Annotated in this window: 23 protein-coding genes and 3 tRNA genes; 4 read left to right on the top strand and 22 right to left on the bottom strand. The window is 41.1% G+C overall.

The window, feature by feature from the left end; all coding sequences use genetic code 11:
• Positions 1-17 precede the first annotated feature (17 nt).
• The 9 genes from A2294_00470 to A2294_00430 form a co-directional block, all read right to left on the bottom strand.
• Positions 18-90 (bottom strand) — tRNA-Thr (locus tag A2294_00470).
• Between the two features lie 4 nt (positions 91-94).
• A tRNA-Gly gene (locus A2294_00465) sits at positions 95-166 on the bottom strand.
• A 67-nt stretch (positions 167-233) separates the two neighbouring features.
• Positions 234-1,190, bottom strand: a complete 957-nt coding sequence (locus tag A2294_00460; GenBank protein OGH85206.1) for a hypothetical protein — start codon at positions 1,188-1,190, stop codon at positions 234-236.
• Positions 1,191-1,196: 6 nt separating this feature from the next.
• On the bottom strand, positions 1,197-1,595 hold the full coding sequence (locus A2294_00455; protein ID OGH85205.1) for a hypothetical protein: 399 nt from the start codon (positions 1,593-1,595) through the stop codon (positions 1,197-1,199).
• Positions 1,596-1,605: 10 nt separating this feature from the next.
• On the bottom strand, positions 1,606-2,205 hold the full coding sequence (locus tag A2294_00450; protein OGH85204.1) for a hypothetical protein: 600 nt from the start codon (positions 2,203-2,205) through the stop codon (positions 1,606-1,608).
• Between the two features lies 1 nt (position 2,206).
• A complete protein-coding gene (locus tag A2294_00445) occupies positions 2,207-3,511 on the bottom strand; it encodes a hypothetical protein (protein OGH85203.1) in 1,305 nt (434 codons plus the stop codon).
• A complete protein-coding gene (locus A2294_00440; GenBank protein OGH85202.1) occupies positions 3,511-4,167 on the bottom strand; it encodes a hypothetical protein in 657 nt (218 codons plus the stop codon). Before A2294_00440 ends, A2294_00445 begins: the two co-directional genes overlap by 1 nt.
• 13 nt (positions 4,168-4,180) lie before the next feature.
• On the bottom strand, positions 4,181-4,813 hold the full coding sequence (locus A2294_00435; GenBank protein ID OGH85201.1) for a hypothetical protein: 633 nt from the start codon (positions 4,811-4,813) through the stop codon (positions 4,181-4,183).
• Between the two features lie 241 nt (positions 4,814-5,054).
• A complete protein-coding gene (locus A2294_00430) occupies positions 5,055-6,533 on the bottom strand; it encodes a hypothetical protein (protein ID OGH85200.1) in 1,479 nt (492 codons plus the stop codon).
• A gap of 299 nt (positions 6,534-6,832) precedes the next feature.
• Here A2294_00430 and A2294_00425 point away from each other — a divergent pair.
• Positions 6,833-6,908, top strand: a tRNA-Lys gene (locus A2294_00425).
• 319 nt (positions 6,909-7,227) lie between these two features.
• Here A2294_00425 and A2294_00420 read toward each other — a convergent pair.
• From A2294_00420 to A2294_00405, 4 genes are all read right to left on the bottom strand, one after another.
• A complete protein-coding gene (locus A2294_00420; GenBank protein OGH85199.1) occupies positions 7,228-8,400 on the bottom strand; it encodes a hypothetical protein in 1,173 nt (390 codons plus the stop codon).
• Between the two features lies 1 nt (position 8,401).
• The gene (locus A2294_00415; GenBank protein ID OGH85198.1) at positions 8,402-9,502 is read right to left on the bottom strand and encodes a cell division protein FtsW; all 1,101 of its coding nucleotides are present in this window, start codon (positions 9,500-9,502) and stop codon (positions 8,402-8,404) included.
• A gap of 69 nt (positions 9,503-9,571) precedes the next feature.
• The gene (locus A2294_00410; protein ID OGH85197.1) at positions 9,572-10,630 is read right to left on the bottom strand and encodes a hypothetical protein; all 1,059 of its coding nucleotides are present in this window, start codon (positions 10,628-10,630) and stop codon (positions 9,572-9,574) included.
• Positions 10,631-10,675: 45 nt separating this feature from the next.
• Positions 10,676-11,035: a hypothetical protein gene (locus tag A2294_00405; GenBank protein ID OGH85196.1), complete on the bottom strand. Its 360-nt coding sequence runs from the start codon at positions 11,033-11,035 to the stop codon at positions 10,676-10,678.
• An 87-nt stretch (positions 11,036-11,122) separates the two neighbouring features.
• Between A2294_00405 and A2294_00400 the strand changes: the two genes are divergently transcribed.
• The 3 genes from A2294_00400 to A2294_00390 all read left to right on the top strand — a co-directional run bounded on the left by A2294_00400 (position 11,123) and on the right by A2294_00390 (position 13,090).
• A complete protein-coding gene (locus A2294_00400; GenBank protein OGH85195.1) occupies positions 11,123-11,398 on the top strand; it encodes a 50S ribosomal protein L27 in 276 nt (91 codons plus the stop codon).
• Between the two features lie 226 nt (positions 11,399-11,624).
• Entirely contained in the window at positions 11,625-12,281 is a 657-nt protein-coding gene (locus tag A2294_00395) for a hypothetical protein (protein ID OGH85194.1), read from the top strand.
• A 32-nt stretch (positions 12,282-12,313) separates the two neighbouring features.
• Positions 12,314-13,090, top strand: a complete 777-nt coding sequence (locus A2294_00390; GenBank protein OGH85193.1) for a hypothetical protein — start codon at positions 12,314-12,316, stop codon at positions 13,088-13,090.
• Between the two features lie 64 nt (positions 13,091-13,154).
• Here the strand turns inward: A2294_00390 and A2294_00385 are convergent, their stop codons facing one another.
• The 9 genes from A2294_00385 to A2294_00345 all read right to left on the bottom strand — a co-directional run bounded on the left by A2294_00385 (position 13,155) and on the right by A2294_00345 (position 19,151).
• The gene (locus A2294_00385) at positions 13,155-14,780 is read right to left on the bottom strand and encodes a CTP synthase (GenBank protein ID OGH85192.1); all 1,626 of its coding nucleotides are present in this window, start codon (positions 14,778-14,780) and stop codon (positions 13,155-13,157) included.
• 79 nt (positions 14,781-14,859) lie between these two features.
• Entirely contained in the window at positions 14,860-15,303 is a 444-nt protein-coding gene (locus tag A2294_00380; protein ID OGH85191.1) for a 50S ribosomal protein L9, read from the bottom strand.
• Positions 15,304-15,442: 139 nt separating this feature from the next.
• Entirely contained in the window at positions 15,443-15,856 is a 414-nt protein-coding gene (locus A2294_00375; protein ID OGH85270.1) for a 30S ribosomal protein S9, read from the bottom strand.
• A 124-nt stretch (positions 15,857-15,980) separates the two neighbouring features.
• On the bottom strand, positions 15,981-16,340 hold the full coding sequence (locus tag A2294_00370; GenBank protein ID OGH85190.1) for a 50S ribosomal protein L13: 360 nt from the start codon (positions 16,338-16,340) through the stop codon (positions 15,981-15,983).
• Between the two features lie 14 nt (positions 16,341-16,354).
• A complete protein-coding gene (locus tag A2294_00365; protein ID OGH85189.1) occupies positions 16,355-16,705 on the bottom strand; it encodes a 50S ribosomal protein L17 in 351 nt (116 codons plus the stop codon).
• Positions 16,706-16,736: 31 nt separating this feature from the next.
• A complete protein-coding gene (locus A2294_00360; protein OGH85188.1) occupies positions 16,737-17,570 on the bottom strand; it encodes a DNA-directed RNA polymerase subunit alpha in 834 nt (277 codons plus the stop codon).
• A gap of 17 nt (positions 17,571-17,587) precedes the next feature.
• Positions 17,588-18,238, bottom strand: coding sequence for a 30S ribosomal protein S4 (locus tag A2294_00355; protein ID OGH85187.1), 651 nt, complete (start codon positions 18,236-18,238; stop codon positions 17,588-17,590).
• A gap of 11 nt (positions 18,239-18,249) precedes the next feature.
• A complete protein-coding gene (locus A2294_00350; protein OGH85269.1) occupies positions 18,250-18,636 on the bottom strand; it encodes a 30S ribosomal protein S11 in 387 nt (128 codons plus the stop codon).
• Between the two features lie 125 nt (positions 18,637-18,761).
• A complete protein-coding gene (locus tag A2294_00345; GenBank protein ID OGH85186.1) occupies positions 18,762-19,151 on the bottom strand; it encodes a 30S ribosomal protein S13 in 390 nt (129 codons plus the stop codon).
• Positions 19,152-19,325: the final 174 nt, after the last annotated feature.

Raw genomic sequence — 19,325 nt, 5'->3', positions numbered from 1 at the left:
GGAAAAACTTTATCCAAAGCCGATGGTGGGACTTGCACCCACGACCCACGGTTTACGATACCGTTGCTCTGCTAACTGAGCTACATCGGCCCAAAGCGGGTAACGGGAATCGAACCCGTCTTTCATCCTTGGGAAGGATGCATAATAGCCACTATACGATACCCGCGGCCCGATAAAGAATTAACCGCGAGGTTTAAATACCCAAACCCGCGGTTAATTCTTTAATTTTTATTTTAAATTTTAATCCATTTTCTTATTTTGGCATTTTTAAACAACTCTTCTAAATAATCCTGAAAACCAGCCTTAATCAAAATGTGACTCGCGTGCCATTCGGTTTCTTTCTTATCATTTAATCTCTTTTCTTCTAATTTGATAATATGATAACCAAATTGCGTTTTTACCAAATCACTAATTTCTCCCGGGGACATTTTAGATACCACATCTTCAAATTCTTTAATCATGACACCTGTACCAAACCAACCTAAATCACCGCCCTTGTCTTTAGTGGCATCCTCCCCAAACTCTTTGGCTAAATCAGCAAAAGATTTTTTCCCTTCTTTAATTTGTTTTAAAACTTCCTCGGCTTTAGGCTTGGCTTTTTCCTCCATTTTTTGTCCCACACTTTCAGAGACAGAAATTTTTTGCGCTAAAAGATAAGGACGAAGCATTTGCAGTTTGAATTTATCAACTGTCCAACCGTATTGATCGCTTACATATTTACCTGCTTCTGTTTCCGAACTAAAATTTTGAATAAAATTTTGATATTCTTTATCTATTTCCTCACCGGTGACGACAATATTATTTTCTGCCGCCATCTTTTTTATAACCGCGTTATGAGCTAACATATCCCAAACATATTGATTAAGTTGCTCATCAGTTGGTTTGGCCTGAGCGGCGTCCAGAGTTGAATAATATTGTTTCACTGCCCGCAGATTATCAATATACTCAACATAGGAAACACGCGTACCATCTACAAAACCGGCCGGCAAGCCAATGTAACGCGCTACGCCCAAGGTAAAAGAATCCGTAGATAAATTCTTTTCTGCTCTATAACAAACAAAAGAAACAATTAAAATTATTGCCAAAAAGGCGGCTGCACCCAACCCCCAAAGGGCATACTGATAAACCGGGCGTTTATTTTTTTCTTGTTCTGTTTTTTTTTCCTCCAGGGAGTCTATTTGATTTTCCATAAAAAATTAATTATTCTTGGGCGCGAAAAAATATCTCCACCACAAGATCATATTTGAATTATTTTCTTCTCGTTTTTCTTCATTATTATTTTTTTCAGTAGTCTTTTGCAATCCACCGGCAATAATCACCACCTGTTCACCCGGTTTAGCCAAACCAAAATTTAATCGTGCTTCTTTTTCTGCTTCGTTGTCTCCTTGTAAATTATTAAGAAAATCCAAAGTTTTTAATTTCTGACCCTCTAAACGAATTCTTTCCTCCTGCATGTCCTTTATTTCTTTTCTTATTTGATAATCCCGCCAAAAAGAACGCAGAAAACCAATTAAAAATAAGATTAAAAAAATACTTACCACAACTATAAAAAGTCGGTTCTTTCCAATTTTTCCCGCCAAAGACCTTTTTTGCATAGCTTTAAAATTATACCATTTCTTTGAGTTTTTTGTCTACTAATTCTTTAATCTTATTTAGCTGTTCTTTGGGCTGATGAGATATAAAATTAAAAATATCCTCTAAATTATAACCGGAACGGCTGTTTTCCTTTAATTGCTTCTGTTGCAAAAGAGTAATTGTCTCTGTCACCTCGGCCGGTTTTTTGACCGCTAAAATTTCTAAATTTTTCTTGTCGTCATTGGTTTCTATCACAATCTTGCCATAGCGCAGAATTGTGGGCCAAAAGCCTTTAATTTTATAAGAAACGCTTCTGATGTTGTAAAAACCCAAATCAGTGACGGTTTTATTTAAAAGCCCGTGCTGTTCCATTTTTAAAATCCTTCCGGTAGAAATTAGGGTCACATTTTTACGCCAAAAAAATAAACCGCGCACTAAAACTAACAAACCCACAACCAACAAGGCAATAAAAATGCCCACGCCCCACTTGCCCCAGGAAAAAAGAACAAACATAAAAAAGAAAGGTGCGGCGATAAAAATAAAAACCAATAGCCAGTGCCAAAAATAAGTAAGATAATACCGGCGTATTTTTTTAATGATTTGTTCACGTGGGTGTAAAATGATGGACATATTATATTTTTACCAACTCCTCCCTTATAACCTTTCTATCATCCCAAGGTAATTTTTGGCCACCCCCAACACAAATGGCTTGCTCCGATCCTTTGCCGGTGACCAAAACCAAATCCCCTTCCTTTGCCAGTTGCAAAGCCTTTTTAATAGCCTCACGCCTATCCAAAATTTTAAACAAATCCTGCCCTTCTATTTTGCTTTTTTCGCTTGCTCCTTGTGCTACCTCTTCTATAATTTGCTCGGAATCATCATCATAGGGGTCTTCATTGGTCACAATTACTATCTGCGCATTTTCCCCGGCCAGACTACCCAAAACAGGCCGCCGCGCTACATCCCTACCACCACCAGCCGAACCTAAAACATGAATCAAACGCTTATGAGGAATCATTTCTAAAATTTCATAAAGAGAGGCCAAGGCTTTGGGTTCAAAGGCATAATCAACCAGCACTTTAAAATTCTGTCCTTCGTTTATAAACTCCTGCCGGCCGGGAATGTTTTTCATCGCTCCGGAAAATCTTTTAATTTCCTCTAAGCTTAATCCCAAAACTTTGGCCACAGTAATGGCACATAAAGAATTATAGATATTCATTTCGCCTAAAAGAGGCAAGACAAAATCAGTTCCCTTAACAGTAAAAGAAATTTGTTCTCCCAAGGGCAAAGGTTGCACAGCAATAATTTTTTCTTTAACAGGCAAGGAATTTTCTTTTAGTCCAAAAGTAATTTTTTCATCAGCGGGAAAATTTAAAAAATATGAGGCGTATTCATCATCGCCATTAACAATAATGGTTTTGGCTGGAAATATTTTTTTGCGATAAGTTTTGGTTAAAGCGGCAAATAATTTACCTTTGGCCTTTTGATAATTTTCAAAACCGCCATGCGCTTCTATATGTTCCGGATACAAATTGGTTAAAACAACAATATCATAATCTATATCCAAATGCCGATACTGTTCTATGCCTTGGGAGGTTGTCTCCACAATAGCCACCTGACAATCAGCATCTACCATGCGGCGTAAAAAATTTTGTGTAGCAAAACGCCCCAACATTGTCATTTTTTTATCATTTAATTTTTCCCACTCACCAACTTTAAAAAAAACCGTGGAGGTAACTCCCACCTTCCAGCCAGCCGCTTCTAATAATTTGGCCAAAAGATAAACCGTACTGGACTTGCCGCCCGTGCCCGTAACACCCACCACAATTAATTTGCGCGAAGGGTACCCATACCACAAAGCCGCCAGTTTGGCCAAGACAAGATGATATAAGCGAATTAAAAATCGTGGCGTAAATTTTTTTATTAATGATTTCATTATTTTATTTTTTTAAACACTCTTAATATCCTTACCCAAATAAAAATTTTTGTCAGCTGCCAATCCATTTTAATATAGCCCCATAACCCCACCAAAAAATTGCTTTTAGCCATCTTGGAAACATGTCCCAATCCTGCCAAAATTATTGTTTTAACTTTTAAATTGTTAGTTTTGCAATAATCATTTAAAGCCTCCTCCACTTGATAACCAGATAAAAGTTTAGGATCAATAGCTTCAAAAATTTCCCGACGCAAAGCTCTTTGTCCGCTAATTTTGGGAATAGTTTCATTAAGCGCGTAAAAATCTTTGTATTTGGGTTGCAGGCCTATCATCATATCCGCTTCGCCTTGTTCTACTGGTTTAATCAAATCTGTTAAGTGTTTTCTTCTAACATTAAAAAGATCGGCATCCAAAAATAACAAAAAATTTTCTTTAGCCTCTTTTACTCCAGCCAACAAAGCCTCTCCTTTGCCCAAATTTTTGGATTGATTTATTACTTTGGCACCGGCTTGTTTGGCTAAATAGGCCGTTCTGTCTTTAGAACCATCATTAATTACAATTACCTCGGCAAAAAGTCCGGAATCTTTTAAAACGCGGATTAGATTATAAATAGTTTTTTGTTCGTTGTAAGCCGGAACGATAACGGAAACGGGCATAAAGAATCGGAATTTATTTTTGACGCAAACTTACTTCGTAGGCGATCTCTTCTATTTTGCGACGGGCGCCTTTGGCTTGATCAAATTTAGTACGCAGATAACCGGTAAAATTAAAAGACAAAATTGCGCCCATAATTTCCTCGGTCACTTTTTCCGCGCGCGTTAGTTCGCTAAAATTTCTTTCCGTGGCCATTTTCATAGCATAACGCTGAATCTCCCCTACCAAATCCGCTAGGCCACCCATATATGTTTCCGGAGAAATTTCCAAATTTTTTATTGGACCAATAGTTTCTTTATACAAAAACTGACGAAATAATTCAGCTTCGGCATATTCTTCTAAAGATGATTTAAAAATTCCTTCATCATCTGTGGCAATGCTTTTTTCTTGCAGTTTGCCGGCGATTTTAATGTTTTCCAAAGCGGTTTTAAGTAGAACCTCGGCCTCTTTCCAATTATTGCGATGAAAAGAAAAAATAGCCTGTTTGGCTTTTTGCAAAGCATTGGCCGAGGCTTCTTGAACAGAGCGGCGGGACTTTTCCCAATCGGCAAACACAGTACTAAGGGTTTTAAAATATTTTTGATTAAGGGGCATAATGATTTTATTTAATAATAAATTTATCTTTTTTGCGCCGCGGACTAAAGCCATCGTCTGCAAAAAAGATAAATTTATTATTAAAATCCTTACTTCATTTTAGCAGAAATAAAAAAAACCGGCAATCGTGGGAACAGTGTGTTAGCACTGAACTTTGATTGCCGGTAAGGATCGTTGCGACCCTCTGTAACCTGTTGAAAGATCATGTGACGTTGTGGGCGGTTATTTAGTTGGCCGCCGCGTTGTTAATGTTGCCAGGGACACTGGGGGCACTTGAGGAGCCGAAGTAGCTGGGCTACTTCTTGCCCTTCTGGTGCTTGCCCTTGCCCGTGAGCTGGGGCTGGCCGCCGCCCTTGCCCTTGGTGTCCAGGGTGCGCTTCCGGTCGGCGTCGCGCCGCTCGCGCTCCTTGCGCTCCCTGTCCTCGTCGCGGGAGTGGTCGGTCAGGACCGGGGCACCCTCCTTGCCCTTGGTGTGGGCGTGGGTGCCGACGGTCGGCTTGCCCTGCTGCGGCTTGAGCTGGGGAGCCTCGGACAGGTACTGCCGGTGCCGCTCCAGGACGTGGACCTCCTTGAGGATGGCATCCTGCTCGTAGGAGGGGGCGCCCGTCGCGCGCGCCTGGTTCCAGGCCGCCTTGACCTCCTCGATCCGGGCGTTGAGCGCCGGGATCGTCGAGGCGTCGGGGTAGGCCTGGCGCAACTGGCCGATGTAGGACCGCCGCAGGAACTCGCCGAACTCGCCGGAGATGTCGCGGATGATCCGCATCTTCCACTCCTCGGGCCCGCTGGTCCCGACGGAGTTGATCTCCACCAGCTCGGCCACCGCCTTGGCCAGGGCCACGAAGGTGGCGTCGGCCTCGCCGATCGCCTTCTTCACCTCGGCCACGAAGGCCTCGTCGCGCTTCTGGCGCGCCGCGTACTCCGCGTCGTGCCTGTCCAGGCGTTCCAGGACACCCTCGGGGCTCTCGCCCGTCAGGTGCCTGTAGATCTCCCTTCCCCCCTCCTTCTTCGGGAGCTTCTTGACGAGGCGCTTGGCGCCCTCCTCGTCGGTGATGAAGCAACCCCGGATGCTCCGCGCGTCCTTCACCGCCAGGGTGGCGCCCGTGAGCATGTCCACGATGGTGCCGCCGCGCAGCGCGTCCAGGCCGGTCAGGGCCGCCTCGCCCTCCGCCGCGGTGGCGGGGGTGATGAGCCCGGCGATGTCCGAGAGCACCTTGAAGTAGCCCAGGGGCTGATCCTCTATGTACTGGACCGCCAATTCGTCGGTCATATCGCAGGCGTCGCCGGTCCGCAGGATGTGCAGGATCAGGCGATCCGTGTGCTCCAGGAGCTCCAGGCGCCTGGCGGCCTTCTTGGCCAGCTCGCGCTCCAGACGCTCCTCCTCGGCCTGGCGTTGCGCCACGGCCTTCTCGATGTTGAGGCGCTCCTGCACGGAGGAGAGCACCTGCTGACCGCGCACACCGCTCTCGTCGGTGATCTCGTCCAGCGCCACCACGAACTCGGCGCGCTGGTCGGGCGTGGCCTCCAGGAACGCCAGCACCAGCTCCTCGTCCGTCATGAACGGGATGTTCGCGATGGAGAGGGTGAGCTGGTGGTCCACGGCATAGCCCAGAGCCACCTTGAGGCGCCGGAACTCGTTACCCTCGCTCTTCTTGACCGCGGCGCGCAGACGCGCGCTGGTCAGCACGTTCTCCTGCTCCAGGCTCTGGAACACGGCCGCGATGGCCGTGTCCGTCATGGACACCAGGGCCGCGAAGAACTGACGAACGAGTTCCATAGGAACCTCCTACCAAACAGCTCCTTAAGGGGAGCCTTCCTCGAGAGGGCGAAAACCTTCGCCCAACCGGATAAATCAAGCTTATTTAGGACAAATTTAATCTTATTTTCTTTATTTTTGCCTTAATTTAGCCAAACTTATCTGGTTGGACAAAGCCTTCACCCTATTATCAAAGATCAAATTAACTACATATCATAGCACATTTGACAGATTTTGTCAAGAGGTGTATGCTAGTGGGTGAAACTTTTTGGTAAAAAATCAATTAAAATTTTTTGTCAGTTTTTTTAAACACTAGTGACGGCCCGGTAGCTCAGCTGGTAGAGCAACAGCCTTTTAAGCTGATGGTCCTGGGTTCGATCCCCAGCCGGGTCACCATTTAAAAAACAAAAGCGCTGCACAGCTTCTCTGGTACGCTTGGTCACGATCCCCAGCCGGGTCACCAAAAAAAAGACTCTTGTTAAAATTTGTGTGGGGTTTTTTAATTATTTCGCTTATCTTGCGGTCCTTTCTCAACAATGCTATAATATAATAGAGGTAAAAAGGGGTTAACCCTTGTAAACAAATAAAAATATGAGGTTTGATCCTTGCCCAGGTTGTGGCAACGAACCTTGTACCTGTTAATCTTAGCCACAAAAACCCTCCGCATTTGACGGAGGGTTTTTAATTTATGAGCCTTCTATTTAAAAATAAACAACTAATTACTCAAAATACCATTGATCAAAAAAGACATTTTCTCTCGCGCGTCTTTGGGTATTATTTTCACCAAATGACGGGCCAAATATAATTGCTCTTCTTTGTTAGATACCAAATCCAAAATTTTTTTGATTAAACCGCTCACCGGCTCATGATTGCTTAAAAATACCGGCGTCTGGGCTTTAGACCAAAATACTCTGGCATTTTTTTCTTGATGGCTATCTGGAATAGGCACGGCCACAAACGGCTTGCCTAAAACTGCCAGCTCGGTCAAAGTAGAAAATCCCGCACGAGTCACCACTACATCACTAATGGCATAGGCGCGAGAAAGTATTTTTTCATTTAAAAATTTTACAGGATGATATCTTTCTTTAATAAGAGCATCCAATTCCCCACCTTGAAAAAAAGGCACGGCCATTTCTTTGCCATTTCCCAGCATATGAATTATTTGACATTTTTTAACCAACTCTCCAATATTGCCGGCGATCATTTTATTTAAAGACAGAGCGCCCGTGCCTCCACCCAAAACCAAAACCGTTGGCAAATTTGGGTCCAATAAAAAATCTTTAATAGCTTCTTCTTTTTGGCCTGATAAAACCCCCTCGCGCACAGGATTACCAATCCATAAAGTTTTCTTGGCCGGAAAATTTTGCAAATTTTTTTCCAAAGACACAGTGATATGATCTGCCCAGAGAGCCATAATTTTATTGGCTAAACCCACTTCCACATCTTCTTGATGAATTAAGGTGGTTTTTTTTTGCAACCAGGCAGCCAAATGCAGAGGTACGCTCATAAAACCGCCGGCCGAAACTAAAATATTAGGCTGGAATCTTTTTATAATCATCCAACTTTTAAAAAAGGCCGCCGCAAAATTAAATATATCGCTAAAATTGCGCCAACTAAAATAGCGGCGTAATTTAGCTTCGGGCAAAGCGACAAATTTTAAACCATATTTTTCCGTCACCTCTTTTTCCAAACCGCCTTTAACGCCTACCCACAAAAAATCATATTGATCGGGAAATTGTTTTTTAAGTTCCTGAAAAACGGCAAGTAGAGGCATTACCGGTCCTAAAGTGCCACCGCCGGAAAAAATCACTCTTTTTTTGCTTTTAAATTCTTCCGCAAAATTTTTCTCAATGGAACTAAAAATTGTTTCTTCTTTTCCTTTATTCATACTAAGTTTTCATTTGTTTGGAGATATTAACTACAATACCCAAGGCCGCAAGTAAAATCATTAAAGCCGAACCGCCATGGCTAACAAAGGGCAAAGGTAGGCCGGTTAAAGGCAATAGCCCAACCATAGCGCCAATATTTAAACAGCTTTGCCCAATGAACCAAACCATTATACCCACAGTCAAAAGTTTGCCAAAATGATTAGGCGCGTTTTGGGCAATTTTTAATCCTCTGAAAAAAATAAAAAACAACAAGCAAATAAAAATAACTGAAATTAAAAAACCCAACTCCTCGCCAATGATGGCAAAAATAGAATCGGCGCTCACTTCCGGCAGGTATTGAAATTTTTGACGCGAGTGACCCCAGCCCAAACCAAAAAATCCCCCGGAACCCAGGGCTAACAGAGCTTGATTGATATGATAACCAATGCCTAAAACATCCTCTTTGGGGTTTAAAAAAGCCAACAAACGATGCAGGCGATAGGAACTAATAAAAACCAGACTAATAAATCCCACCAGACCCCCACCAAATAAAATAAGCAAATGCAGTAAAGGCCCTCCGGCAACAAAATAAATACCCAAAGAAATTAAAAATAAAACCAAAAAGGTGCCCATATCCGGTTGTTTCATCAAAAGCAAACCAATTACTGCGACGATAGCCAAAAAAGGAAAAAAACTTTTAGTGTAATTGGTAAAATCTTCTTTACTTAAGCGACTAAGCCAAGAGGCCAAATAAATTGCCAGAGCCAGTTTCATTAGTTCCGAGGGTTGAAAGGAAAAACCAAAAATAGAAAACCAAGAGCGGGCTGAGCCAAAGTCCCCTCCCACACCAGGAATTAAAACCAAAATCAAAAGACCTAGGGAAAATAAAAAAAGAGGCAAAGCGGCTTTTTGCCAAAAATTAAAGTCTAGTCGGCTGAAGATATAAAATAAAATAACACCCGGCAACACTCCCAAAAGAATCTGCCTTTTGATTAAAAAATAAGGATCATGAAAAATGGCATATGACTCCGGAGAAGAGGCGGAAAAAAGCATGAGCAAACCAAAAAATAACAAGATAACCAAAGAACCCAAGAAATAAATGTCACTTTTACGAGAAAGCATATGAAAAATTTGATGGTATATTTTCTGGTGAATTTATCAAATGGAAAAACAAAAAAATTTTAATTTATCCTAAACCTTATCAATCAAAAATAAAATTAAACCGGCAATGGCCGTAGCGCCGCTGATGAGCCAAAAACGCATGGTCACTTGATACGACGGCCAACCCTTGGCTTCAAAATGATGATGCAAGGGCGCGACCAAAAATATCTTTTTATGGCGAAATTTTTTGGAGAACATTTGCAACACCACCGAAAGAATTTCTATCAAAAGCACGCAGGCAATAAATGGCAAAAGCAAAACCGTATTGGTTAAAAAGGCCACCACAGCCAAAGTGGTAGTCAATCCCAAAATACCGGTTTCTCCCATGTAAAATTTAGCGGGCGGGATATTAAACCATAAAAACGCCGCCAAGGTACCCGCCAAAATGCCGCAAAAAGCGGAAAGGTCATATTGGCCGCGCACAAAAGAAATTACGCCGTAAGTTGTAAAAATAATGGCAAAAACTCCGCCGGCCAGTCCGTCCAGACCATCTATCACACTGCCGCTAAAAAGCCCAATCATAGTGATGATGAAAAGAATAATGTACAAAAAACCTAAATTTACATCTCCGTAAAAAGGAAGATGAATTGTATCCCAGCCCAATTTAAAATAAAACCAATAAGCGCCCACCAAACTAATTAAAAATACCACCAACAAACGATGGCGAAATTTTAAACCGCCTCCTTTGTTAATGCGTCCGGATCCTTTAACCACCAAGAGATCATCCACAAAACCTAAAATAGAAGCCGCAATTAAAGTAAACAAGGGAATCCAGGTCTGCGCGCGATTGACAAAATTAAATTTAGCAAAAAATTCCGGATACGAATTACCCAGCAAAAACATAACTAAAGCCAAAAAGCCGGTAGTCACCCAAAATAAGACACCCGCCATGCGCGGAGTGCCGGTTTCTTTAAATTTATGCAAAGCGGCAAAAATAGGAGTACCGGAACCGTCGGGAGCTTCTGTCCGGACTTGTTTTTTATAGCATTTATATTTTACTAAAATTTTGATTAAAAAAGGCGCCCAAAAAAAGGCAATCAAAAAAGCCAAACCGGACAGCACTAAAATTATAATCACATCTTCCAGCATAATAAAATTATTATCTACAAAGAGTTTATTTTAAAAAACCGTTTTCTATAAATTAATAAAAACTAAAAATCCACCGGCTAGCCACAAAAATATTTGCATAAACACGGTGGCAATTAAAATCAAACGGCTGATTTTTTTATAATTAGGGTAAGCCAGATAAGCCACAGTAGTGTTGCAAATAACAATTAAAAAAGCACCCCAAGCCAATAAATAAATACCTGATTTTGAACCGATTAAATCTACGCCCAAATGAACGGTATAATGAAGAAAAATTGTTTCTTCTTTAGCTTTAAGCAAGGAAAAAAATAGATAAAAAAATAAAGCCAAAAAAGAAATAACGTTAAGGGCTGTTAAAAAAGAAATTATTTTATCTTTAAAAAACAATTTTAAAGGAATTCGCAACATATCCTGTATTTTAGCACAGCTCTTGACATAAGGCAAGATTTGTTTTATACTGTATTTACCTTAAAATTATCTTATTTTAAAACAAATATGGCACATAAGAAAGCTGGGAGTTCTACCTCGCTGGGCCGCGATTCACAAGCTAAAAGACTTGGCATTAAAGCCTTTGGTGGAGAGAAAGTCAACGCCGGTGAAATTTTGGTTCGCCAAAGAGGCACCAAATTTTACCCGGGAAAAAATGTTAAAAAAGGCGGAGACGACACCCTTTATGCCGGCACAAGCGGTACTGTTTCTTTTAACCGCCGCAAAGTCAAAAGATTTGACGGGCACCTAAAAGAAAGAAAATTTATCAATGTAATGGCTTAAAATAAGCTTTAAAAGACCCTTTGAAAGGGTCTTTTAAATTATCCCTTTTAAAATTTTTTTCACCTGCCTAAATTTGACAAAAATCTATTTTAATGCTAAGTTAGATTTGATTAAAAATTGATCTTTAAAAAATTATGAGGGGAAGCGGTTATTTAAGCTTAAATTAGCTAATCTAAATCCCCACTCCCCCTCATAAAAAACCTTTTAAACAACGCTGAAGAGGGGCTTGCCAACTGGCGGGGGCGTGATTTGGGAGGAAAAGCAATTGGCACAACTAACCATGGGCAATTTTTTCTCTCTTTTGACTACCCTGGGGATTCCTCATGGGCAGATTACCGGGGAAGGTTTTAAGCCCCGCTTGGTCGTTTTTTTGGAACAAGGCCGCAGAATTATCAGCAGTGGAGTACAAAATCATATTCACACGCCCGAAGAAGCGGAGCGCTTAGAGCAAGCCCTGTCAGCAACTGGGCTTTTGCCTGATTTTGAAGCTATTTTTCAAAAAGTTCGCGAATTCGTTCTGCCTGAGAATTTCCACCCCACTCTTGTCTTTAAGGTCTGCAAGGAATGCAGCAATCCCATGGCTCATGGATTTGTCCTTCTTCCCGATGCAAACCAAAGCATCCGCCACGCCATTCCCACCATGCTTGAAGGTTTGAACCTGTGCTTGATTTTGGCCTCTCGCAGTGAATTCAGTGATTTGGCGATTATTAGCCTTCTTAAGGAAATGCTCGCGGCTAACCTAGCCACGGATGATGACCAGTTGATGGAACGTTTTATGGCTCTGCCAGAAGAAGTAAAACAGTTGTTTGCACAAGAAGTAGATCCTCTGGAAGAGATACTTAATTTGGCAGATCAAGGCGGCGTAAGCACAGCTAACGCCTAACAGCGCTCAAACACTAGAGAAGGAAGAAGAAGATGATTATCCTCAAAACCAATCCGCAAGATACTCCTTTTTTGGATGCCCTGGAAATCCCCTACTGTCGTCTTTCCGGCGACCAAATAGACAGCAGGCTTGTGGTTTCCTTGGAACAAGGTCGTAGCCTGCTTCAAGGCTGTTTGGACAAATGTTTGATTGACATCGGCAAGGCGAAAAGCATTGAAATAGAGATGACTTCGGCCGGCGTTTCCTCGGATCACGAAGCTTTCTTTAAAAGGGTCATTGAATTTACTTTGCCAGTAGGTTTTACTTGCGATTTCAATTTCGAGGTTTGTGATTGTGGAATCCCCAAAGTGCACGGCTACGTTCGTAATAAGGACGGAGACAAGGTAGATGATAAAACCATCTTCACCTTGGAAAATGGCTTTGGTCTTTGTGCTGTCGGTGTAGGAGGAGGCTTCATCACCGCCGAAAGCGGCGTCCATCTTTTCCGTCAGATGGTAGTAGCCAACCTTCCCAAGGACGAAGAGGAAAAGGAAAAGCGCTACCAAGCACTCCCGGAGGATGTCCGGAAGGCGTACGAGGAGAGCCGTGAACACGCAAGGGGAAATCTATTGAATGGTCTTCTGGAGAGGGTACAAAAAGGTTATGCCGATGTGGCGTTGTTCCTACCCGACGGTAGAAGATATGTTTACACCAAACGGGAGGAAGATCCTGTTGCCGAGCCGGTTGCTGAGGAAGCCTCGGCTACTGAACCACCAGTGAAGGATTCTCCGACGGACAACCCTCCCGAAGTGGAGAAGGCTCCCGAGTAGTTATTTTTAGTTTCAACCAACAAGACCGACCAGAAATGGCCGGTCTTTTTTTATAAATTTACAACTACTTTTTCAACGCCGCTTTAATAAATTCCCTAAACAAAGGATGCGGACGTAAAGGGCGAGACTGAAATTCCGGATGAAATTGCACACCCACAAACCACGGATGCACTTCTTTAGGCAATTCAATAATTTCCACCAAATTTCTTTGCGGGTTAACACCGGAAACTTCCATCCCTTTCTCTATAAATAAATCTTTGTAATCATTATTAAATTCATAGCGATGACGATGTCTTTCGGAAATCAAATTTTCACCATAAGCGGTCCGCGCCAAAGTTCCTTTTTCCAGAAAACAGTCATAAGCGCCAAGACGCATACTGCCACCATATTTTTTATTAGCCAAAAGTTTAGCCTGATCGGCCATGATGGCAATTATAGGATCTTTGGTTTTGGCATCAACTTCTATGGTATGAGCTTCTTTTAATCCGCAAACATGCCTGGCAAACTCCACTGTGGCCAGCTGCATTCCGTAGCATAAACCAAAATAAGGAATTTTGTGTACCCGCGCATATTCAATCGCCTTAATGATGCCTTCTACTCCTCTTGTGCCAAATCCGCCCGGCACCACCATGCCATCATAGTTGGAAAGTTCTTTTAATTTGGCCGGATTTTTTTCGTATTCTTCGGAATTAAGCCAGGTTAAAACCGGCTTAACATTGTTGGCCCAAGAAGCATGCTTAATAGCCTCAATCACAGAGATGTAAGAATCGGCCAAAATAAATTCCCCAGTAGAAAAATATTTACCCACCACGGCAATCTTCACCTCTTTTTTAACATTTTTAATCACCTCCACCAGGGCACGCCACTCTTTTAAATCTTTGTTTTTAGAGCGCAGATGAAACTTTTTTAAAATCTTCTCTCCCAACCCCTCATTTTCAAAATTTATTGGCACCTCATAAACGGAATTGGCATCGGGCGCGGAAATTATGTCCCCATCTTGGACATTGCAGAATACGGCCAATTTACGCTTTCTGGGCTCATCCAGGGCTCTTTCCGCACGACAGAAAATAAAATCTGCTTGAATACCAGCGGAATTTAAAGTGCGGGACGCATATTGGGTGGGTTTGGTTTTCATTTCTCCAATCTTAGAAGGAATAGGCAGGTAGCTTACCAGTGCAAAAAGGACGTTTTTAGGAGCTTCTATTTTCATCATGCGTGCGGCTTCCAAAAACAAAATATTTTGGTATTCCCCCACCGTACCACCAGTTTCTATCAATACAAAATCAGCATGAGCTGATTTACCAGCCGCTTTAATGCGTCGAATAACCTCTGCCGGCACATCAGGAACCACTTCCACACAACGTCCGCCATATCCTAAATTGCGTTCGCGTTCTATAACTGATTGATAAACCCGACCGGTGGTCATGTAATTAAGAGAAGTGATGTTGATGTCTAAAAATCTTTCATAATTACCAATATCCTGGTCTGTTTCATCGCCGTCAATCGTCACAAAAACTTCCCCATGCTCTGTGGGATTCATGGTGCCGGCATCTACATTAACATAGGGGTCTATTTTTACAGCCGTCACGGTATAGCCCTTGCTTTGTAAAATTTTACCAATAGCCGCCGTAGTGGTTCCTTTGCCCACTCCGGACATTACTCCACCAATAACAAAAATGTAACGCGTCATAAAATCAACAGTATTTAAAAAATTAAAATTTATTTATAAATTATTTCGTCCATTTTCTTTGAATGTAAGACAAGGAATCCTATTGACTTTTGATAATTACTTTAATTTCCGCCGCTATCCCCTGTCCTAACTTTATCTTTACGGGATATTTGCCAACTTTTTTAAAAGCCTTGTCTAAGACTATTTGATTTTTTTCTATTGTCAATCCTATTTTGGATAAAGTGGCCACAAGATGAGCGCTGGAAATACCGCCAAACAATTGGCCTTTGTCATCTGTCTTTTCTTCAAATTCTAAAGTGAGTCCCTGTAAACGGCCGGCTATTTTTTTTAAAATTTCTTTTTGATTTTGTATTTGATGGGCTACTTTATTTTTTTCCGTTTCCCAATTTCTTAAATTTTCTGTCGTAGCCGGCACTGCTTTATTTTGAGCCAACAAAAAATTACGGCCATACCCTTCGGCCACTTCTTTTACCTCTCCTTTATGTCCCAAACCGGGCACTTCTTGCCGTAAAAGCACTTTCATATATAAGAATTGCCATTCTTAGCTGAAGAATGACAATTTTAAAAATCTGTAATTATTATAGCACTTTTAAAAACCCAAGGCAAAGGGACAATTAGATTATAAAAATAACCTGTTTATACAGGTTATTTTTATAATCTTTTTAACGTTTGCTCCACTGTGGGGCGCGGCGGGCTTTCTTTAAACCAAATTTCTTTCTTTCTTTAACCCTGGGATCCCTGGTGATAAAACCCATTTTTTTAAGGACAGGCTTAAAAGCCTCATTCCATTCAACCAAAGCTCGAGAAATACCCAAACGAATTGCTTCGGCCTGGCCCAAAGCCCCTCCCCCCAACACTACAGCTGAAATATCATGAACAGAATCTTCTTGCACGGCTTTTAAAGGAGCCCAGACAGTATTCTGCAAGACAAAATAATCAAAATATTTTGGTAGGTCTTTTCCATTAACTGTTATTTTTCCGGTGCCGGTTTCCATCAATTTTACTTGAGCCTTGGCAGATTTACGACGACCCACAGCATAAACATATTTTCCTTCACGACCAGCCTTTTTTTCAATCTTTAAAACAGGCGCCTCAAGAACCTTTTTTTCTTCTGTAACTTCTACAACCTTCTTAACAGCCTTGGGTCTGCCAGGGGATTTTTTAATTATTTTTTCTTTAATATCTTTAGTAGCCATAATTTTACTTTTCAATTACAAGACGTGTTAACCGCCTGTTTCTTAACTTGTTCTTGGGTAACATTTTAATAATACCTAAATGTATCACTTCACGCGGGTCTTTGGCAAAAACTTCTTTATAAGTCTTTTCTTTTAAACCGCCGGGATGATTGGTGTGATGACGATAAATCTTATCAGAAAACTTTTTACCGGAAATTTTGACTTTAGAGGCATTTTTAATTACCACTCTATCCCCACAATCGGTATTGGGTTCATAGGATGGTTTATTTTTGCCTTGCAAAATTTTGGCGGCTTCGGAAACCAAACGTCCCAAAATTTTACCTTCGGCATCTAAAATTGTTGTCCCTCTTTTTTGTTGTTCCATACTTCTATTTAAAATTAAACTAATTCAATCGTTACCATTTCAGCCGCGTCGCCCTGACGGGTACCCAATTTAATAATTCTGGTGTAACCCCCGGTTCTACCGGCATAACGCTTACCCAAATCTTCCATAATTTTTTTAACAGGATTTTCTGTTGGTAAAAAAGATAAAAGTTCGCGGCGAGCAGTCAAAGTACCTTTCTTGCCTAAAGTGATCATTTTTTCAACCAAGGGCTGTACGGCCTTGGCCTTGGCTCTGGTAGTTTTAACCTTTTCATATAAAATAACACTAGCGGTTAAATTTTTAAGCAAGGCCTCGCGCGGGGCTTTTTTTCTATCTAGCGTCACTTTTTTCTTTTGGTGTCTCATAATTTCTTAAAGTTAACGGGACAAACGCCCTTTACTTCTTTTTCTTAGTTGATGTTGATGGTTTTCTGCCTCTCTTTTTAGGTTTTTCTTCTTCTTTTTCTTCAACCTCTTCTTTTGTTTCTTCTACTGCTTCTTCCGGTTCTTTGGCAATTTCTTCTATTTCTCTTGTTTCACCGCTAAAACCCTGCATAATCAAATCAATATGATCTTGCAAAATCTTAGTGCCTTGCAATAAAGCATTTAACGGAGTGATAGTGCCATCGGTTTCAATATCTAAAGTTAATCTTTCAAAATTAGTGATTTCACCCACACGAACAAAATCTACTTTATAACCAACATGCAAAACGGGGTTAAAAATAGAATCAATAGCCACAGTTCCCAATTCCAATTTAATTTTTTCTTTTTCTTCTACCGGAACATAACCTCTGCCTTGAGAGACAAAAATTTCCATTTCTAATCTGGCATCTTTGTGAGTTAAAGTGGCTAAATGAAGATCGGAGTTGACAATTTCCACGTCAGAGGTGGTTTCTATTTGAGCGGCGGTGACTTCTCCTTCACCCTTGGCGCTTAAAGTTAATTTAACTTCTTCCGAGGAAAAAACTCTTAATCTTAATTTTTTCAAATTTAAAATTAATTCCACTATATCTTCTTGAACATGATCTAAAGTTGTAAATTCATGCGTAGCACCTTTAATTTTAACAGCGGTGACGGCCGCGCCCGGAAGCGAAGACAACAAAACACGGCGCAAGGCATTGCCTAAAGTTGTACCATAACCATGATAACAAGGTTCAATGATAATTCTAGCGGCATCCGGCTTGTCCATTTCTTCAACCTTGAAAATTGAGGGCAAAAGAAATTTTTCCATAAAAATTAAATTAAATGTTAGCGTGAATAAAATTCAATGATTTTTTTAGGATCAAACTCCAGAGTCATTTCTGTGAGTTTTGGCAATCCCAAAACCTTGCCGCTGACTTTCTTGGTACTTAAATCGGCATCAAGCGCTAACCAAGCCGGTACCTCCTTTTTAGATAAAACCGCAAAAACATTTTCCATTGATTTGCTTTTTTCTACAAATTTAAGATTAACGGAAATTACGGAATTTGGTTTAACTTGAAATGAAGAAATGTTTACCGTTTTGCCATTAACCAAAACATGCTTATGGGAAACTAATTGCCTTGCGGCCGGGCGTGACTTAACAAAACCCAAACGAAAAACAATATTATCTAATCTAGTCTCTAAAACTTTTAATAAAGTATCGGCGGTGTTGCCTTTCTTTCTGGTGGCCTTGGCAACATAATTGCTAAATTGCTTTTCGCGCAAACCGTAAATTTGTTTGGCTTTTTGCTTTTCGCGCAACTGAGTGCCGTAAGAAGTTAAACGGCGGGGTTGTTTGGCATTACCATGTTGTCCCGGCGCGTAGTTACGCTTAACTATTAAACACTTAGGCGAAAAACATTTTTCACCTTTTAAAAATAATTTTTCACCGGCACGGCGGCATTGACTGCAAATTGAATTATCAATCTTTTTCTCCATAAAAATATATTTTAAACTCTTCTAACCTTAGGTGGACGACAGCCATTATGAGGAATGGGTGTAATGTCCTTAATAGAAGTGACGCTTAAATTATTGGCGTATAAAGCTCTTAGAGCTCCATCGCGTCCGGCGCCAATGCCTCGAACATAAACGCTTACTTCTTTAACATTATAAGGTTGAATTTTTTCCACCAATTCTTTAACTACCATAGAAGCGGCATAAGGAGTAGCCTTTTTAGGGCCTTTAAAGCCCATATGTCCGGCTGAAGACCAGCCTAAGGCGTTACCGCTGGCATCTGTAATGGTGACAATAGTATTATTATAGGTAGCATGAATATAAGCGCGTCCCACAGTCACCTCTTTAACAGCCTTTTTTTTGCGGCTTTTGGGCTTAGCCACTGCTTTGTCTTTTTTTCCGCCTTTTTGTTTTTTTTCCGCCGCGGTGGATGCCACGGCTTCATTTGTTTTCAATTCATCTGCCATAATAACTATTTTTAGATTTCAAAATTAAAAATTATCTTATTTTATGTCTTATCTCCTGATTTTTTCTTACCAGAACCCATGGTATGGCGCTTATTGCCACGCACAGTGCGGGAATTGGTTTTAGTGCGCTGGCCACGAGATGGCAAACCGCGATGATGACGAGAGCCTCTGTAAGAACCGATTTCTTTTAAACGCTTGATATTGGACAAAATTTCACGGCGCAAATCGCCTTCCACGCGATATTTTTTTTCTACTGCCTCGCGAATGCGATTAGCTTCTTCTTCTTTTAAATCTTTAGTTCTGGTGTTGGGATCAATTTTTAAATCGCTCAAAATTTTGTTAGATAAAGTCAAACCTATGCCGTAAAGATAGGTTAAAGCGATATTAATTTTTTTATTTTGAGGTAAAGTAACGCTGGCAATTCTAATCATAAAATTTATCCTTGTTTTTGTTTATGTTTGGGAATTTTGCAGATCACGCAAACACGTCCTTTGCGACGCAAGACTTGGCAATCTTTACAAATTTTTTTAACTGATGCTCTTACTTTCATAATCTGCTTATATTAAGATAAAAAAATTATACAACGGTGGCTCCGCTGTTTTTTT

The sequence above is a fragment of the Candidatus Magasanikbacteria bacterium RIFOXYB2_FULL_38_10 genome (assembly GCA_001783145.1).
In the GTDB taxonomy this organism is placed as follows: domain Bacteria; phylum Patescibacteriota; class Patescibacteriia; order Magasanikbacterales; family UBA10003; genus GWC2-40-17.
Note: the sequence above shows the minus strand (reverse complement) of the source record. Positions and strands in the feature narration are given on the sequence as shown.

What these genes read in the sequence shown, in the direction of transcription:
- A2294_00460 (OGH85206.1), bottom strand. Translation starts at nt 1,190, where the DNA reads ATGGAAAATCAAATAGACTCCCTGGAGGAAAAAAAAACAGAACAAGAA.
- A2294_00455 (OGH85205.1), bottom strand. Translation starts at nt 1,595, where the DNA reads ATGCAAAAAAGGTCTTTGGCGGGAAAAATTGGAAAGAACCGACTTTTT.
- A2294_00450 (OGH85204.1), bottom strand. Translation starts at nt 2,205, where the DNA reads ATGTCCATCATTTTACACCCACGTGAACAAATCATTAAAAAAATACGC.
- A2294_00445 (OGH85203.1), bottom strand. Translation starts at nt 3,511, where the DNA reads ATGAAATCATTAATAAAAAAATTTACGCCACGATTTTTAATTCGCTTA.
- A2294_00440 (OGH85202.1), bottom strand. Translation starts at nt 4,167, where the DNA reads ATGCCCGTTTCCGTTATCGTTCCGGCTTACAACGAACAAAAAACTATT.
- A2294_00435 (OGH85201.1), bottom strand. Translation starts at nt 4,813, where the DNA reads ATGGCTTTAGTCCGCGGCGCAAAAAAGATAAATTTATTATTAAATAAA.
- A2294_00430 (OGH85200.1), bottom strand. Translation starts at nt 6,533, where the DNA reads ATGGAACTCGTTCGTCAGTTCTTCGCGGCCCTGGTGTCCATGACGGAC.
- A2294_00420 (OGH85199.1), bottom strand. Translation starts at nt 8,400, where the DNA reads ATGAATAAAGGAAAAGAAGAAACAATTTTTAGTTCCATTGAGAAAAAT.
- A2294_00415 (OGH85198.1), bottom strand. Translation starts at nt 9,502, where the DNA reads ATGCTTTCTCGTAAAAGTGACATTTATTTCTTGGGTTCTTTGGTTATC.
- A2294_00410 (OGH85197.1), bottom strand. Translation starts at nt 10,630, where the DNA reads ATGCTGGAAGATGTGATTATAATTTTAGTGCTGTCCGGTTTGGCTTTT.
- A2294_00405 (OGH85196.1), bottom strand. Translation starts at nt 11,035, where the DNA reads ATGTTGCGAATTCCTTTAAAATTGTTTTTTAAAGATAAAATAATTTCT.
- A2294_00400 (OGH85195.1), top strand. Translation starts at nt 11,123, where the DNA reads ATGGCACATAAGAAAGCTGGGAGTTCTACCTCGCTGGGCCGCGATTCA.
- A2294_00390 (OGH85193.1), top strand. Translation starts at nt 12,314, where the DNA reads ATGATTATCCTCAAAACCAATCCGCAAGATACTCCTTTTTTGGATGCC.
- A2294_00385 (OGH85192.1), bottom strand. Translation starts at nt 14,780, where the DNA reads ATGACGCGTTACATTTTTGTTATTGGTGGAGTAATGTCCGGAGTGGGC.
- A2294_00380 (OGH85191.1), bottom strand. Translation starts at nt 15,303, where the DNA reads ATGAAAGTGCTTTTACGGCAAGAAGTGCCCGGTTTGGGACATAAAGGA.
- A2294_00370 (OGH85190.1), bottom strand. Translation starts at nt 16,340, where the DNA reads ATGGAACAACAAAAAAGAGGGACAACAATTTTAGATGCCGAAGGTAAA.
- A2294_00365 (OGH85189.1), bottom strand. Translation starts at nt 16,705, where the DNA reads ATGAGACACCAAAAGAAAAAAGTGACGCTAGATAGAAAAAAAGCCCCG.
- A2294_00360 (OGH85188.1), bottom strand. Translation starts at nt 17,570, where the DNA reads ATGGAAAAATTTCTTTTGCCCTCAATTTTCAAGGTTGAAGAAATGGAC.
- A2294_00355 (OGH85187.1), bottom strand. Translation starts at nt 18,238, where the DNA reads ATGGAGAAAAAGATTGATAATTCAATTTGCAGTCAATGCCGCCGTGCC.
- A2294_00345 (OGH85186.1), bottom strand. Translation starts at nt 19,151, where the DNA reads ATGATTAGAATTGCCAGCGTTACTTTACCTCAAAATAAAAAAATTAAT.